The 16,454-nt window shown below is 69.1% G+C and carries 12 protein-coding genes and 1 pseudogene; 10 read left to right on the top strand and 3 right to left on the bottom strand.

Going from position 1 to position 16,454, the window contains the following annotated elements; genetic code table 11:
* On the bottom strand, positions 1 to 1,176 hold the full coding sequence (locus DQ392_RS32925; protein ID WP_114019366.1) for an FAD-dependent oxidoreductase: 1,176 nt from the start codon (positions 1,174 to 1,176) through the stop codon (positions 1 to 3).
* Between the two features lie 203 nt (positions 1,177 to 1,379).
* On the opposite strand from DQ392_RS32925, the gene DQ392_RS32920 reads away from it, so the two are divergent.
* The 4 genes from DQ392_RS32920 (at position 1,380) to DQ392_RS32905 (ending at position 7,189) form a co-directional block, all read left to right on the top strand.
* Entirely contained in the window at positions 1,380 to 1,931 is a 552-nt protein-coding gene (locus DQ392_RS32920; RefSeq protein ID WP_114019365.1) for a TetR/AcrR family transcriptional regulator, read from the top strand.
* Positions 1,928 to 3,460 carry an MFS transporter gene (locus tag DQ392_RS32915; RefSeq protein WP_114019364.1) on the top strand — a complete coding sequence of 511 codons (1,533 nt, stop codon included), beginning with the start codon at positions 1,928 to 1,930 and terminating at the stop codon, positions 3,458 to 3,460. Before DQ392_RS32920 ends, DQ392_RS32915 begins: the two co-directional genes overlap by 4 nt.
* A 290-nt stretch (positions 3,461 to 3,750) precedes the next feature.
* The gene (locus DQ392_RS32910) at positions 3,751 to 5,520 is read left to right on the top strand and encodes a phosphatidylglycerol lysyltransferase domain-containing protein (RefSeq protein ID WP_114019363.1); all 1,770 of its coding nucleotides are present in this window, start codon (positions 3,751 to 3,753) and stop codon (positions 5,518 to 5,520) included.
* A 298-nt stretch (positions 5,521 to 5,818) separates the two neighbouring features.
* A complete protein-coding gene (locus DQ392_RS32905) occupies positions 5,819 to 7,189 on the top strand; it encodes a cytochrome P450 (protein WP_114019362.1) in 1,371 nt (456 codons plus the stop codon).
* A gap of 98 nt (positions 7,190 to 7,287) precedes the next feature.
* Here DQ392_RS32905 and DQ392_RS35640 read toward each other — a convergent pair.
* A pseudogene (locus DQ392_RS35640) lies at positions 7,288 to 7,755 on the bottom strand (GNAT family N-acetyltransferase); the annotation flags it as partial.
* Between the two features lie 639 nt (positions 7,756 to 8,394).
* Here DQ392_RS35640 and DQ392_RS32895 point away from each other — a divergent pair.
* Positions 8,395 to 8,589, top strand: a complete 195-nt coding sequence (locus tag DQ392_RS32895) for a ribbon-helix-helix protein, CopG family (protein ID WP_007445201.1) — start codon at positions 8,395 to 8,397, stop codon at positions 8,587 to 8,589.
* A complete protein-coding gene (locus DQ392_RS32890; RefSeq protein WP_114019361.1) occupies positions 8,586 to 8,978 on the top strand; it encodes a type II toxin-antitoxin system death-on-curing family toxin in 393 nt (130 codons plus the stop codon). Before DQ392_RS32895 ends, DQ392_RS32890 begins: the two co-directional genes overlap by 4 nt.
* Positions 8,979 to 9,418: 440 nt before the next feature.
* On the opposite strand, the gene DQ392_RS32885 is transcribed toward DQ392_RS32890, so the two are convergent.
* Positions 9,419 to 10,834 carry a sugar porter family MFS transporter gene (locus DQ392_RS32885; RefSeq protein ID WP_181856672.1) on the bottom strand — a complete coding sequence of 472 codons (1,416 nt, stop codon included), beginning with the start codon at positions 10,832 to 10,834 and terminating at the stop codon, positions 9,419 to 9,421.
* Between the two features lie 551 nt (positions 10,835 to 11,385).
* Here DQ392_RS32885 and DQ392_RS32880 point away from each other — a divergent pair.
* From DQ392_RS32880 to DQ392_RS32865, 4 genes are all read left to right on the top strand, one after another.
* A complete protein-coding gene (locus tag DQ392_RS32880) occupies positions 11,386 to 12,225 on the top strand; it encodes an SDR family oxidoreductase (RefSeq protein ID WP_114019359.1) in 840 nt (279 codons plus the stop codon).
* 29 nt (positions 12,226 to 12,254) lie between these two features.
* On the top strand, positions 12,255 to 13,313 hold the full coding sequence (locus DQ392_RS32875) for a class I mannose-6-phosphate isomerase (RefSeq protein WP_114019479.1): 1,059 nt from the start codon (positions 12,255 to 12,257) through the stop codon (positions 13,311 to 13,313).
* 331 nt (positions 13,314 to 13,644) lie between these two features.
* Complete coding sequence (locus tag DQ392_RS32870) at positions 13,645 to 15,069, top strand: sugar porter family MFS transporter (RefSeq protein WP_114019358.1); 1,425 nt, start codon at positions 13,645 to 13,647, stop codon at positions 15,067 to 15,069.
* A 9-nt stretch (positions 15,070 to 15,078) separates the two neighbouring features.
* Entirely contained in the window at positions 15,079 to 16,248 is a 1,170-nt protein-coding gene (locus tag DQ392_RS32865) for an FUSC family protein (RefSeq protein WP_114019357.1), read from the top strand.
* Positions 16,249 to 16,454 lie beyond the last annotated feature (206 nt).

Here is a 16,454-nt window from a genome sequence, read left to right as displayed (position 1 = left end):
TCAGGCCCGGAGGGCGGCCTGCCTGCGAATGCTGCGCCTCGTCAGCGTCGCAGGGATGGCGGACACCAGGTCGCCGACCCCTCCGGCGAGGGTGGCCATGCGGCTGCGTCCCTCGGTCCTGGTACTGAACTCCACGGCCCGCGCGGTGATGCTCTGCGCCGCTTTGGCGAAGGGCCGGACCTCGGCCTCGAACCGCGCGAACGCGAGAGTGACGTCATCGGTGTCCCGCAGGGACTCGGCCAGTGCCTTTGCGCCCGGCAGTGACGCGTGCGCGCCCATGCCGGACACCGGGTCGATGCAGTGCGCCGAGTCGCCGAGGAGCACGACCCGACGGGTGTACCAGCGCGGCAGCCGCACCTGGGAGAACCGGGTCAGTTTGGTGTCCTCGGGCTTCCGCGCTGCCGCCGCGACAGCGCGCATGTCCGGGCCCAGGCGTCCGACCATGTCGCAGACCCGCTCGACCAGCATCGGCTCGTCCGGCACGGTCGAGCCCGGCACGGGAACAACCGCCATGACCGACGTCTGGTCGGTGTCCAGGAACGGCCAGATCATCGACAGCATCCCCTCACGGGAGGCGACCACCGCACGCCCGTCGGGCAGCGGCACGTCGGCGTTGATCCATACGTGTGTCAGGCCATTGCGGTACACGCTGTGCGCTTCGGATGCCAGCGTCAGCCGACGCACCGCGGAGTGCAGCCCGTCCGCCCCGACCACCACATCGAACGACTCTGCCGAACCATCACTGAACCGGGCAAGGACGTCGTCGCTACGGTGCTCCAGCGCCTCGAGCCCGACTCCCAGTCTCTTTTCGACTGCTGCGGGCAGGTGTGCGAAGAGCCTCGACAGCAGAACCGAACGGCGAGCGAGGCGCCATTCGCTGTCACCGTCGATCTTGAGCTTGCGGACCTTGCGCGTGCCCCACCGCACCGACATCGCCGGCGCCGCGAAGGTCACCTCGTCGACGATCTGCTGGCCGCCCATGAGCCGCAGTACCCGCGTCGCTTGAGCATCCAGCTGCAGCAGATAGCTGCTCGGGTACGGCTCGGCCTCCTTGTCGATGAGCACGACCTCCCATCCCTCACGCTCCAGCCACCACGCCGCGGCACACCCGGCCATGCCGCACCCCACGACGAGAGCCCGTCGGTGGCGGACGGGCTCCACAGTCCCGAAGTCCATACGCGCCCCAAAACCAAAACTAGTCTGACTTGTCAGTCTAGTTTATGGTGGAGACGATGACTGTCAATGCCGGATTCGACCCGCGCCTGGCGGCTTGGCTGCATCGAGAGGGGCGTGGCGTCCTTCAAGGTCATCGACCTGCAATGAGAGACGGTATTGTATCACATGAGACAGACATGTCTCACATGGGTTACTGTTGACTCATGAGCTTCGATCGTGATCAAGTGCTGCGTGCCGCTGCCGATCTGCTGACGCGCAAGGCCACGGCGACCACGGAAGAGGTCGCCCGGGCTGCCGGGATCAGCAGGGCGACGCTGAACCGTCACTTCCCCGGGCGTGACGTCCTGGTGCGCGCCCTGGAGGATCTCGGTATCGCCGAGTGCGAGGCGGCTCTGGACGCGGCCCGCCTGGCGGAGGGGACGGCAGCCGACGCGGTGCGTCGCCTGGTTCGTGCCCTCGAGCCCTGCACAAGCCTGCTCGCTTTCCTCTACTCGGAAAACCAGCTCTTCGAGGGCGAGGGGCAGCACGCGGGCTGGTCCCGTATCGATGAGCGGCTCACCGCCCTGTTCCGGCGTGGTCAGGCCGATGGCGAGTTCCGGATCGACCTGAGTGCGGTGTGGCTCACCGAGGCCCTGTACGGCCTGTTGGCCGCCGGCGGCTGGGCTGTCATCGAGGGGCGGGTGGCCCGCAACGACTTCACTCACATGATCGCCGAGCTGCTGCTCGGTGGCACGATGCGAAGGGACGCATCATGATCCATCCACTGCGTACGGCTGAGCAGGGCGGCACGCAGCAGGCACCGGGCCGCTGGATCGCGTTGGGCGTCCTGGTCTTGGCCGTGCTGCTCGTCGCGGTGGACGCCACGGTTCTCGGCCTGGCCACGCCCTACCTGAGCGAGGACCTGCAGCCTTCAGGTACCCAACTGCTGTGGATCGGCGACGCCTACTCGTTCGTGATCGCCGGCCTGCTCATCTCCATGGGGAGCCTGGGCGACCGCATCGGCCGCAAGCGCCTGCTGCTGATCGGAGCGACCGCGTTCGGCCTGGTCTCGATACTCAACGCCTACGCGCTAACCCCTGAGATGATGGTCGTCGCCCGGGCGCTGCTCGGTGTCGCCGGCGCCACGCTGATGCCCTCCACGCTCGCGCTGATCCGCAACCTCTTCCACGACCCGCGTGAACGCAGCCTCGCCATCGGCATCTGGAGCGCCGCCGCCTCGGCGGGCATGGCGGTCGGCCCGATCGTCGGCGGTGTGTTGCTGGAGCACTTCTGGTGGGGCTCGGTCTTCCTGATCAACCTGCCCGTGATGGCACTGCTGGTCATTGTCGGCGTCAAGATGCTGCCGGAATCGCGCAACCCCTCCCCGGGGCCGTGGGACATGCCGAGTGTCTTCCTGTCGTTGATCGGCATGGTCGGTGTCGTCTACGGCATCAAGGAGGCCGCGGCCGAAGGGTTCGCCTGGCTCACCCTCGCCGCAGGAGTGCTCGGTGCGGCCGCCCTCTACGGCTTCGTCCGGCGCCAGCGCACCCTGCCCGTCCCGCTGGTGGACGTCCGGCTGTTCCGCAACCGCGGCTTCAGCGGCGCCGTCCTGGCCAACGTACTGACCATTCTCGGGCTCTCCGGTCTGCTGTTCTTCCTCTCCCAGTACCTGCAACTCGTCCAGGACCGGCGGCCCATCGAAGCGGGCATCGCCGAGCTGCCGGCCGCCGCGGGCGCGGTCGTGGCCGGTCTGGTCGCCGGCGCCGCGGCACGGCGCTTCTCGGTGCGCGCGGTGGTCTCCAGCGGCCTGGCCGTCATCGGCCTGTCCCTGGCCGCGCTGACCACGATCACCCAGACCACCGGTTACCCGCTGATCGGAACCACCCTGCTGCTTGTCGGGTTCGGAGCCGGACTGTCGTTCACGATCACCTCGGACATCATCCTCACGGCCGTCCCCAAGGAACAGGCCGGCGCCGCCTCGGCGGTCTCGGAAACGGCCTACGAGCTGGGCACCGCTCTGGGCATCGCCCTGCTGGGTTCCGTGGTCACCAACATCTACCAGGACTTCACCGGACCGGCCGGGACCCCGGAGGCGGCACACGAATCGCTGGCCGGAGCCGTCGTGGCCGCCGTGCACATGCCCGCCGAGGCGGTCGCAGCGCTGCTGCATGCGGCACGCGAGTCCTTCGTCGACGGTGTGGCACTCGCCGCCGGCGTCGGCGCCGTGCTGCTCCTTCTGGCGTCTGCCGTCGCCTGGTTCCTGCTGCGCGGCCAGAAGCTGACGAACGAACCCGTCCAGCACTGACCGGCGGATTGAACAGCGGACGCAGTATCTGCCGCAACAGACAGAAGCTGTGCCGGTAATGCGGGCTCTGGTGCTTGGGCCCGCATTACCGGTGGCTCCGACGCAGGGGCGAAGTGGACGGGCTGGAACCTCGTCCTGGTCGAGAAGCACCGCCCACGGCTCCTTCGCGCAGTGGAAGCGCCTCGCCCGCCGGCCGACTTCGTATCACGCCCGACCCGCCGACCGCGACAAATCCCACCAGCCCCCTTGTCCCATGCCCTGCCCCCTGACGACACGACACGGAAGAGACGATGAGCAAGCGTCCCGCCAAACCCCAGACCGACGCAGGCCGAGAGTCCCCGCTGTCGCGGCGGGCCGCCTCCTACGCCGTCTGGTATCTACGGGTAGTTGCGTTCATCAACTTCCTCAGCGCCGTATGGGTCTCCCTCGGCCAGGACTTGCGGCGGCACAACCAACAGGACCTGTTCACGCCGTACCTGCTGACCGCCGGATTCGCCTCCGGCGTGGTCACGGCCTTCCTCGCGGTGACGATGCGGCGCTGCAAACGCGCGGCATGGATCCTCAACCTGGCGCTCAGCGGGCTCTTCCTGGCGCTCGTCTGCTTCGCCATGATTTTCCCGCAGTGGCGGCGGCACCCGCAGAACTGGATCTCACTTCTTCTCACTGCCGCGTTCGTCGTCGTGCTGCTGGCAGGACGGCGAGAGTTCTACGCCAAGGGAGACCGCTCCAACCCCAAGCTCGCCGCCGTCGTGGCCGTCAGCGGTCTGGCCACGGCTTCCCTGCTTGCCTGGTTGCTGGTAACCGCCACCAACCAGTCGCCCCACGCGGGCCATCCCACCATCACAGAGCGCTGGCGCTACGGTACGTGGCAGCTGATCACGGTCACGGTGGACAAGTCGCGCTTCCCGGGGATCGCCGTCCCGCACTGGGCCAACGTCACCATCAACATGCTGGGCACCGCGCTCGTCATCGCTGTCGCCTACGCCGCGTTCCGCGCCCGCCGCGCCGTCGACCCGCTCACCAAGAACGATGACAAACAGCTGCGGACACTGCTCGAGCTCCACGGAGAGCGCGACTCCCTCGGCTACTTCTCACTGCGCCGGGACAAGAGCGCGGTGTGGTCCCCGACCGGGAAGGCCGCAGTCGCCTACCGCGTGGTGGGCGGTGTGTCGCTGGCATCCGGGGACCCGATCGGTGACCCGGAAGCCTGGCCGGGAGCCATCACCCCGTGGCTTGCCGAAGCACGCGCACACGGCTGGGTGCCGGCCGTCATAGGCGCGAGCGAGGAAGCAGGCACCGTCTACGCCCGACACGGCCTGGACGCACTCGAGCTCGGCGATGAGGCCATCGTCGACGTCGCCGACTTCACTTTGGAGGGCCGCGCCATGCGAACCGTGAGGCAGGCCCACAACCGGGTGCGGCGAGCCGGGTACACCGTGCGCATCCGGCGCCACGAGGGCATCACCGCCGACGAGATGGCGCGTCTTGTCGAGCGTGCCGACGACTGGCGCAACGGTGCGACCGAGCGCGGATTCAGTATGGCGCTGGGCCGGCTCGGGGACCCGGAGGACGGGCGGTGCGTGATGGTCGAGTGCCACGACTCCGACGGCATACTGCGGGCCCTGCTGTCCTTCGTGCCCTGGGGCCCTCACGGGCTCTCCCTCGACCTGATGCGGCGCGACCGCGACTCCGACAACGGCCTGATGGAGTACATGGTCATTGAACTGCTGCGCCGGGCAGGCGAGATCGACACCACCCAAGTGTCGCTGAACTTCGCGATGTTCCGCTCGGTGTTCGAGCGCGGAGCACGGCTCGGCGCCGGACCGGTACTGCGCCTGTGGCGATCGCTGCTGAGCTTCTTCTCCCGCTGGTGGCAGATCGAGTCCCTCTACCGCGCCAACGCGAAGTACCGCCCGATCTGGGAACCACGCTTCCTGCTCTTCGAGAAGAGCGCAGATCTGCCTCGCATAGGACTGGCATCGGCCCGCGCGGAGGGCTTCCTGGAGGCCCCTGGACTACCGAAATGGCTCCACCGCCGACGCCTGCAAGTCCAGCGCTAGCGGACGAGGCTTCGCTCAGGAAGGAGCACACGATGAGTCGTTTACGGTTCACCTGATACATTTACGTCTCACTTGGAATACCGTTGACTCATGAGTTATGAGTCGGAACGAGAGCCGCGTCGTCACCGACCTGCTCACACCCACCACCGCACCTGCGGAACGTGTCGCTCAGGCCCTGCCGCCAACCTGGCAGAACTCGCATCAACGACGAGTGCACGACGACCCCAGAGCTCCGGACGCCCGCGGATGTCAGCCGTGACCAGCGCCCAGCCCAAAGTCGCTTGCTGAGGGGAAGACCATGAACCACCACCCCAACGACATCGAGCCGCCTTGCGCAGGCACCCTCGGCCCGCACAGCATGAAGGCGAAGTTCCTGGCCCGCACCGGTGACCCTGTGGCCAAGCTCATCGCGCCGGGCTTCCGGGGTGACGCCTGTGCGTTGTACGAGCAGATGCGAGTTCAGGGGTCAGTCCACCGCAGTCGCACGGGATTGTTCGCCGTCGTCTCGTACGACGGCTGCCACCAAGTCCTCCAGGATCCGCGCTTCTCGACCTGCGCATCACTCACCCACCCCGCGGACACCTGCGCGCTCGCGTGCTCGGCGCCGGCCCGCACTGAGGGGCGCCGCTCATCTGCGAAGCGATCCGACGAGGCGTACGCCATCGCCGAACCGCTGCTGCGCCCGGCGCTGCACCAGGCCGCCACACGAATCGACACCGTCGCGCACGACCTGCTTCGCCGGCACGCTGAAGCCGACTCCATAGACCTCGTGGACGACTTCGCCTATCCACTCGTTGTTGCCTGCCTCGGTGAAGTGCTCGGTATTCCGTCAGCGGACTCAGCACGCTTCGCCGACATGTGCGATGTCATCGGCAGATCCGTCCACGGGACGCCCTCAGCAGCCCGGACCGAAGCGGTCAAGGACGCGCATGAGGACCTGGCAGCCCTGGTCATTCGATTGGAGCGTGAGCGGCGACAGAGCCCTGGAGGCGACCTGATCAGCCGACTCACCGCTCCCCATAGCGGAAACGGAAGAGGGAACGACCTGACCAGGCTGATCGACCACGTGCAACGGCGTGACCGCCAGGAGACACCATCGACGAGTCCGGAGCGGTCGGGCATCGTCCCTGACAAGCCGAGTCTGGAAGAGACCGCCGCAGTCTGTAGGACTCTGATCGCCTCCGGTCTGGACATCGCGGTCTGTCTGATCGGTAACGCGGTGGCCGCGCTGGCGGCCCGCCCTGAGCAATGGCAGACACTCAGGACAGCACCGAACCTCGCGGCCAAGGCGGTCGACGAAACCCTGCGCTTCGATCCTCCGCGCCGGTTCTTCCTGCGTATCGCCTCCGAGCAGGCCGAGGTGGGAGGTCGCCCCCTGCCACCTCGCAGCGGCGTTCTGCTTGTGCTCGCCGCGGCCCACCGCGACGGTCTGCGATTCCCCTACCCTGCCCGCTTCGACCTCGCACGGAGTTCCCAGCCCAGTCACCTCACTGCGGACAGTGCCATGAGACTTGAGATCTCATTGGCTCGGCTGGCGGGAGAGATCGCCCTGTGGACCCTGGCCAGCCGAATGCCACACCTGCGACCGGTGGGGCGGGCGGTCCGCAGACCTGGCGGAGCAGTCAGCGGCTTCACCCGTCTGCCGTTCCGTGTGTCCGCAACTGGATGAAGGGAGTCTCGCCGCGCGAGACGAACGGGCTCATCGGCAGACAGGCGGCCGATGAGCCCGGGGCGCCTCCGCCGCCGTGGATGGCGGACCAGGCCGCAGCGTTCCCCGGCCATCGCCACCAGGGTGCCGTCGACCCGGACACCCAGGTAGGTGCCGAGTTCACGGGTACGGGGCCAGAACGGCCCCGGCTCGGTCCGCGCGGCGAGATCCAGCATGTCGGGCACGCTGTCCGCGCCCAGTTCGACCACGTCGGTGTCGGACTCGGAACGAGGTCGGCCGAGGCAGCCGTCGCCGGGCCAGGTCATCTGACGGCCGTCAAGGCTGAAGACCGGCTCCCAACCCGACGGCGGAACGGCCGGAGAGCTGTCGGCGAAGGCGCCGGGACCGAGTAGGCCGGCCAGGTCGGCCCAGTCTTCCGGGTCCGGGTCGACGGACACGGAGGAGAAGGTCGCCACGTCGGTGGGATAGGTGGCCGCTCGACCGAACCTTCGGGCGAGATGCGCGTGCCGACCGCCGAGCGACTGACCTACCGGGTCGTCGAGTGCGGGCTCGTCGTCTTTCGTCATCGTGCCGTTTCTTTCCTGGTGAGCGCGGTGGTCGAAGGGTGGGCGCGGTGGACGAAAAGTTGGGGGCGGGACCGTCGGTCAGCGTCCCGGACGCGGTGTCTTCGACGCCCCGCGAGGGCCGAACGGGCCGGTGTCGTTGGCGGTAACGCCAGGGGCGGGGCCCGTGGCCCTATGGGTGAGCCGCACCCAGGTACGAGCGTTCCCCCAGTCTCACACCCGAGGCCGGGGCTGTTGCCCACGGGGCCTGCCTGCTGACTGTGGAGGAGCGGACTACCGACTTGAGCCCGAGCCGGGGCGCCTGCCCTAGCGCCGTTCCCCACGTTGATGGTCTGTTGACCCTGACGCTCGTTTGACGCTCAGGGCAACCCACGCGCCGCACGGCGGGCCGGAAAACCTGCCTTGACCTGGCCTTTCTCGTCGTAGTCGCGGACCGACCTCTTCCCGATGACGCAGCACATGGAGTGCGTGGCGATTCTGGAGCCTGCCGAGAAGGGTTCCTGACCTGCGGTTTTGTTGTCCGGGTGGGTTGCTCGCCCCTGCGGCACCGCGCAGGCGGTGCGAGTGACCATCCCGGCCCCATGGTCTGGGTGCCGAGAACGCCCGACCGCGCTGCTGATACCGTTCAGGTATCATCTCCATATGGCGATGACACTCCGGCTCCCCGATGACCTCGACGCGAAGCTCACCGAGCGGGCTCGTCGGGAGGGCCGCAGCAAGCAGGAACTCGCCATCGAGGCCATCCGCGACGCTCAGGACCGGGCCGAGCTGAAGGTCGATGACGTTCTGGCCGAGCTGATGGACAGCGATGCGGAGATTCTGGACTACCTGAAGTGACGAACGCGCGCTACCTCCAGGTCGACGAAGTCCTGGCCATCGCCCGCACGGTCAACGGTACCGAGCACGGCGTGCGCGACATGGGCCTTCTGGTGTCGGCACTCGAGCGGCCCCGCACGCATGTGTTCGGGGCCGAGTTGTATCTCACGCTGCACGAGAAGGCGGCGGCGCTGCTGCACTCCGTTGCCCGCAACCATGCGCTGATCGACGGCAACAAGCGCACCGCCTGGCTCGCCATGCGCGTCTTCCTGCGGTTCAACGGCGTGAGCGCCGGTGCCGTCCCGCCGCCCGTCTCCGTGGCCGGCCCATTCGTCGAGGACGTCGCGCAGGACAGCGTCGATGTGCCGGTCGTCGCCAAGCGCCTGTCGGCCTGGTTCCCAGTCTCCTGACGTTCGACCTCGTGAGGTCCGGGGCCCGAGAGCGGTGTTGATCGCGTCCTGGGCGGCGGGCATGTCCGAGGTTCCTGACGCGCCGCTGTCTCGGCGGCCGTGGCGTGCACGGTGGCGCGTACTGTCTCCTCCCCATGGGGAGGCCCACGCCACAGGGGCCGGCAACCGATCGTGTCCACGGCTTCGAAGGCGACGCCGGTGGAGACGCCCCGCAGTTCGTTCATGAGCTTCATGCCGGCCTCGAACATATTGTGGCCGCGCAGCGCGGGCAGGAGCGCGGGCAGGAGTTGGTCGCGCAACTGCGCGTACGCGCTGGGGTCGCCGGCACAAGAACGGACGCTCTGCCGCCTGTTCCCCCGTCGGCTCCGGAACCCTCCTCTCGCTCCGGAGGTCCCCGGTCCGGTGACGGCAACGGTCGCGGGTGCCCGGGAGAAGGGGGTTCAGGAGAACCTGGCCTTGAGCCGGCGTTCCAGGTCTTCCAGGGACTCGCGGCGCGTTTCGGGCAGTACCCACCGGGTGAAGGCGAAACCCAGAAGGCTGAGGACCACGAAAGACCCGAAGGCCGCCTGCGGGCCGTACCGCTCGATGACGTTGGGGAAGGCCAGGGACACGACGAGATTCGCCGTCCACTGGAAGAAGACGGACAGACCCATCGCGAAGCCGCGTACGCGCATGGGGAACAGTTCCGACAGGGTCAACCACGTCACTGTGGAGATGAAGCACTGCTGGAAGAAGATGAAGATCACCATCGCGCCCAGCACCGAGACGCTCATCACCGTGCCACTGAGCACGGTGATCAGGGCGACGATCAGCAGGTGGGCGGCCGCCGCTCCGATCTGCCCGGTCATCAGCATCGGTCTGCGGTCGACACGACTGACCAGGTACATGCCCACCAGCGTCGCGACGACGCCCATTCCGCCGACGGCGATCTCGCTGGTGACCGAGGCGTTGGCGCTCAGCCCCGTCCGGGAGAGCAGAGTCGGAGCGTAGTAGACGACCGCGTTGACGCCCGCCAGTTGCTGGCACAAGCTCACACCGATACCGACGACCACCAGGTGCCTGACCCAGCGGATGGTCAGATAACGGCGGGGCTTCATCCTGGCGTCGTGACGGTGGGCCCGGGAGACATCCAGGATGTGGCCGTATTCCTCTTGCGCGGCCTGCGGTTCGCGCAGCGAGTGCAGGGTCCGGTCGGCCTCGTCGAACTGCCGGTGGCTGACCAGCCAGCGGGGCGACTCCGGGAGGAAGCGGCTGCCGACGAACAGTCCGATGGCCGGGATCAGTGCCACGCCGAGCATCCAGCGCCAGACCTGGTCATCCTCGCTCACCCCGGCGATGGCGGCGTTGACCACGCTGGCCGCGAGTTGTCCGGTGACGAGCATGATCTCGTTCTGGTTGACCAGTCGGCCCCGTCGGGACAGTGGGGCGATCTCGCCGATGTACAGCGGCACCACGGCCGACACCGCGCCGACGCCGAGTCCGAGTACGATCCGCGCGGCAACCATGACCTCCATGCTGGTCGCCAGCGCGCTGCCCGCCGTGCCGATGAGGAACAGCACGGCCGCCCAGTTGATCACCCTTCGGCGCCCGGCCGTGTCGGAGACGCGCCCGGCGAAAGTGCCACCGAACGCGGCACCCAGCAGCAAGCAGCTGACCACCACCGACTGTTCGGTCGCGTCGAGGTGCAGATCGGAGGAGATGTAGATCAGTGCCCCGGAGATCACGCCGGTGTCGTAGCCGAACAGGAAGCCACCGATGGTGGCGATCCCGGCCACACGGTTCTGCCTGCGGCGCACGGCCTTGGGGTCACCCTTGGGGTCACCGTGCGGCGGGGTGCGGCCCGTGGGGTCCCTCACGCACTCCTCCCGCTTCGTCCACCCGGCATCGGTGCATACACGCACGCATACGGCCCGGCAGCCGTGAGCAGGCCGCCTTCACACACCATCGTGTCGGCCGGCCGGCGATAGAGCATCATCTGACCGGGCATTCGAGTGTCCGCCGTGACGGGCAGCGTCTCGGTCGCACCGAGCGGAGGGTTCGGCCAGAGGCCGCCCGCCCCTGCCGACGTGCGGCCCTCTTGACGAGCCCGAGCGTGCGGTGGTGCTTGTGGCAGCCGGTCCCGGCTACGGCAGCGGGAACGCCGAACACCCTGTGAACGTGGCCGCCGGAGTCTGCCCACGGCCGATGGGAACCTGAGGGCCATGGCCGTCGCCGTGCACCGCGTCGCACGCCCGCCGAGGTCGGACTGAGGCACCGGGAGGCCCGGCGGTGCGTCCTGCGGGCACGCTCGTGCGCCGCCCGGAGCGGCTCCGCCTTCCGAGTCGCGGGGCGTGGAGCGCGGGGTCAGGATGGAGGCTGCGCGGGAAGGCGCCGCCACTCTCGTCCAGCCGAGCGAACCGGAGAGGCCATGTCCCGTCCTCGTCAGCAGCAGACCCCGCCCGGCGTCACCTCCGCACTGGAGCCCCGGCCCGACCACGGTGAGGAGAGCTACCGGGGATCGGGACGGATGGCCGGGAAAGCCGCGGTGATCACGGGTGGGGACAGCGGTATCGGGCGTGCGGTGGCGCTCGCTTATGCCCGGGAGGGCGCGGACGTCCTGGTCTCGTATCTCGACGAGCACGAAGACGCCGAGGAGACGCGGCGGTGGGTGGAGGACGCCGGGCGCACCTGCGTGCTGGTGCCCGGTGACGTGGCCGATCCGTCTCATTGCCGGTCTATCGTGGACACGGCCGTGCGGGAGTTCGGCCGCGTCGACGTACTCGTCAACAACGCCGCTTTCCAGATGACGCACGACTCCGTCGAGGACATCCCCGACCAGGAGTGGGACCGCACTCTGGCGACCAACATCAGCGCCTTCTTCCACCTGGTCAAGGCCGCTGTGCCGCACATGCGGCCCGGCTCGGCGATCATCGGGAGCACGTCGGTCAACTCCGACAGCCCGCCACCGCAGCTGCTGGCGTACAACGTCACCAAGGCCGGCATCGCCAACATGGTGGGTACCCTCTCCCAGATGCTGGGGCCGAAGGGCATCCGCGCCAACAGCGTGGCGCCTGGACCGATCTGGTCGCCGCTCATTCCGGCGACCATGCCTCCGGAGCAAGTGGAGAGCTTCGGGTCCCAGGTTCCGCTGGGGCGGCCAGGGCAGCCGGCCGAGCTCGCGGCTGTCTATGTACTGCTCGCCTCTGACGAGGCGAGCTATGTGTCCGGGGCCCGGGTCGCGGTCACCGGCGGCCAGCCGGTCCTGTGACCTGCCCGGACGGCCTGTATCCGCTGCGGATGACGGTCATCGCCAAGCCGCTGGTCTTCGGCGGCCACGCGATCGCCCGCCGTCTGGGCAAGGCCGGCATCCCGGACTGGAGCGTCGCCGAGACGTGGGAGTGCAGCGATGTCACGGGCAGCGGCACCGTGGTGACCAACGGTCCCCTCGCCGGCCGGCCCCTGCGCCGGGTGGTCGCCGACCACCCGGAGGCGTTGATGGGGGACGGCTGGGTGGGGGAGTACTTCCCGGTACTGACGAAGTTCATCGACGCGGCCGGCTCCCTCCCCGTGCACCTGCACGCCGACGACGAGGCCGCCCAGCGCCTGGAAGGGCAGCCCAACGGCAAGACCGAAGCCTGGCACATCCTCCACGCCGCGCCCGGCGCGACGGCGCTGTGCGGTGTGAAGGAGGGGGTGACGAGCGACCGGCTGCGCGCAGCGCTGGAGGCGCAGGACTTCGACGCCGTCCTGCGCCGGCTGCCGGTGCGGGCCGGGGAGACCGTGTACGTGCCAGGCGGCACCCTGCACAGCTTCGGCCCCGACACCCTGGTCTACGAGATCGAACAGACCTCCGACATCCAGCAGCACGCCATGCGCTGGCAGATGGAGGACGGGTCCCGGGTGAGCGACGCGGAGTTCGGCTCCCATCTCGACATGCTCATGCGGCAGGTCGATCTGGAGACGAGGCCGGACTTCACCCCGGGGCTCGCCGTCGCCGTCGGTGACGGAGTGGAACGGGTCTTCCTGTGCGCGGGGCCCTACTTCGCTCTCGAGCGCTGGCACGCCGGCACCGAAGAGCCTGTGCGGCACTCCTTCGCCACGGCGCAGATCCTGTCCAACGTCGGAGGCCCCGTGCGGGTGCGGTCGGGGGAGTGGCGCGAGGAGCTGGGCCCGGCGGAGACGCTGCTGCTCCCCGCGGCCTGCGGCCACGTCGAGATCACAGGCCCGGCTGACGTCCTGTTCGGCTACCTGCCCGACCTCGACCGCGATGTCCGCGGCCCGCTGCTCGAAGCCGGCTACCCGCCCCGCGTCATCGACTCCCTCGGCCCACGCGCGGGCCCCCTCGAAGGTGAGTGACGCCCAGCCACAGTGGAGCCGGCACCGACCCGCGACGAGCGCCCCGAGCCGCGTACGGCCCCGGAGGGGACCACGCTGCCCGAGCCGCCGGCTCGCGAGGCGACCGGCCTGATCCCCTGGCGCGGAGCGAGCGGGCGGAAGTTTGCCACCGCCACCGGCCATCGGCCACCTGCCACAGACCACCGGTCACCGGCCGCCATGTGTGGGCTGTGGTTTACCGCGCGGTCGGTCTTGGAACAGGTAACGGGCCGCCGTGAGAGCTGATCGCGTACGGCGGCAGCCGCTCAGCCGGCCGGCATCGGGCAGCACGGTCAGCCAACAGGAGAGACGCGTGGCTCAGGGCTTTTCCCAGGAACCCGGCACCCACGGTCCGATGGAGGACCTCCCCGCCAAGGGCCTGCGCAGGGTGCGGTTGTGGGCTTGGACCATCGCCGTCGGAGGGTTCCTCTTCGGTTTCGACACCGGCGTCGTCTCCGGTGCCCTGCTGTTCATGCGGGAGGAGTTCGGACTCGACTCCGTCCAGCAGAGCAGCGTCGTCAGCGTGCTGCTCATCGGCGCGATGATCGGCGCGCTGGGAGCGGGGCGTGTCTCGGACCGCATCGGCCGGCGCTGGACGCTTGCGCTCGAGGGTGCCGTCTTCGTGGTCGGAACCGTGATCATCGTGACGGCGAACGGCTACGGGATGCTGATCGTGGCCCGTGTGGTGCTCGGCCTGGCGGTGGGCGGCGCCTCGGCGACCGTTCCGGTGTACTTGTCGGAGATCTCACCGCCGCCGATCCGGGGCAGGGTCCTCAGCCTGAACCAGCTGATGATCACGATCGGCATCCTCGTCTCCTACCTCGTCGACCTGGCCTTCTCGAGCGCTGAGGACTGGCGGGCGATGTTCGCCGTCGGCTTCGTTCCCGCCGCCGTGATCGTGGTGGGTGCGCTCACCGTGCTGCCCGAGTCGCCCCAGTGGCTGATCACCCATGGCCACATCGACCGGGCCCGCAAGACGATCGGGGCGGTCACCACCGAGGAGCGGGCCGACGAGCTGATCGAACGTGCCCGGCACAAGCGGGAGGAGCAGCAGCGCGGCGGCGAGGACCAGCAGGGCGCCCGTGCGCTGGTGGCGCGGCACGCGCGGCCGGCACTGATCGTGGGTCTCACGCTGGCCGCCGTACAGCAGTTCGGCGGCATCAACACGATCATCTACTACGCTCCGACCGTCATCGAGCAGACCGGCCTCAACGCCTCGAACTCGATCTTCTATTCGGTCTTCATCGGCCTCATCAACCTCGTGATGACCCTGGTCTCGATCCGGCTCATCGACCGTGTCGGCCGCCGCCCGCTGCTGACCTTCTCGCTGCTGGGCATGTGCGTGTCCATCGCGCTCCTCGGCCTCGCCTTCGTGGCGGACCTCGGGTCGGTCCTGACGCTGATCTTCATGGTCCTCTACATCGCCGTGTACGCCGTGGGCCTGGGTCCGGTCTTCTGGGTGCTGATCGGCGAGGTGTTCCCGTCGCACGTACGGGCGGTCGGCTCCAGCGCCTCCACAACCGTCAACTGGCTGTCCAACTTCGTCGTGAGCCTGGTCTTTCTGCCGTTGGCCACCGTGATCGGCCAGGGCGAGACGTTCTGGATCTTCGCCGTCATCTGCCTACTGGGCCTGCTTTTCACCGCCCGGTACGTGCCCGAGACCCGCGGCCGGGACTTCGACGAGGTCGACCAGGAGCTGCGTTCCCGCTTCGGCGACCGCCACCCCGCGGGGCAGTGAGCAGGGCGTGTGACCGTACGGGCCGGAGCACTGCTGGGTACGACGGCGCGGGCGGCAGGCACCGCGTTCACCGGAGCCTGGCGTCGGGTCGGCGAAGGGCTGTGGCCGGTGCTCCAGCAGACCGGTGCGGCGACCCTGTCCTGGTGGATCGCCCGCCATGTCGTGGATCATCACCAGCCGATCTTCGCGCCGATCACCACCCTCGTCGCCCTCAACGCGGCCCGCGGGGAGCGGGGCAGCAACGCGGTGCGGTTCGTCCTCGGTGTCATCGCCGGTGTCCTCGTCGCCCAACTCGCGATCAACGTCCTGGGGCACGGCTACGTGACACTGGCCGCGGCCACCCTCGTGTCCATGCTCATCGCCCTCGCTGTCGGCGGTGAACGCGTCACCCTCGCGCAGGCGGCGGTGAGCGCGATTCTCGCCATCGCCGTCGGAGGGCCGCAGAACGGACCGGCACGCGCCACCGACGCCCTCCTCGGCGGCGGTGTGGCACTGGTCTTCAGCCAGGTGCTCTTCCCGAGCGAGCCGATCGCCCTGTTGCGGCGCGCGGAGACCGCGGCGCTCAAGGGCCTGGCTGACGCGCTGCGGCTCACGGCCCGCGCCCTGGCGAACGAGCGGGGAGGCTTCAACGACTGGACGTGGGGACACGTGCGCGACGCCTACACGGAGCTGGCAGCTTTGAGTGACATCCGGTACCGCACGGGGACGGCCGCTCACCGGTCGCCGCCGTGGTGGGGGCAGGGCAAGCTCATCGTCAGAGAAAGCGCGCACGCCGCCTGGCTCGATCTGCTCGGCAACAGCTGCCTGACCCTCACCCGGACGAGCCGGTCGCTCGCCCTCGACGACCGCCAGGTGCTGACACCCTTCGTCAGCGAACTCGCCGGCACGTTGGAGCGGCTGGCGGCGGCGCCCGGCGACCGCGATGTCCGGCAGCGCGAGGCCGAGCGGGCCATCGCCCTGGCAGGTCGCGTGCCCTCTCCCGGCGTGGCCGGGCACGCGGAGTTCGCCGTCGCCTGCACGACCGTACGCATGGTGGCCCGCGACCTCCTGCTCTTCACCGGCATCGGCGAGGACACGGCCGACCGGGTCGTCCGCGAGGGCAAGGGCTGCGTGCGGGTGAGCGCCCCGCCGGTGATGCGCCGGACGCCGTTCCGCGCATGGTGGCGCCACGGACGATGACCAGCGGACCAGTGGACCGGCGGACCAGTAGACCGGCGGACCGGCGGACAGCAGCGGGTCGGCGCCGGCCCGGCCCACCCGCCGCGCCGCCGCACGACCGCTCCAGCTCCTCGATGGCGAGGAGCCGCTGTCTCCGCCCCTGTCAGCACGGGTCGCCTCGGTGCCCGGCGGGCCTGGTCCACTCAAGGCCGGGCGTCGGGTTCCAG

The organism is Streptomyces reniochalinae (assembly GCF_003323735.1).
In the GTDB taxonomy this organism is placed as follows: Bacteria; Actinomycetota; Actinomycetes; order Streptomycetales; family Streptomycetaceae; genus Streptomyces; species Streptomyces reniochalinae.
Note: the sequence above shows the minus strand (reverse complement) of the source record. Positions and strands in the feature narration are given on the sequence as shown.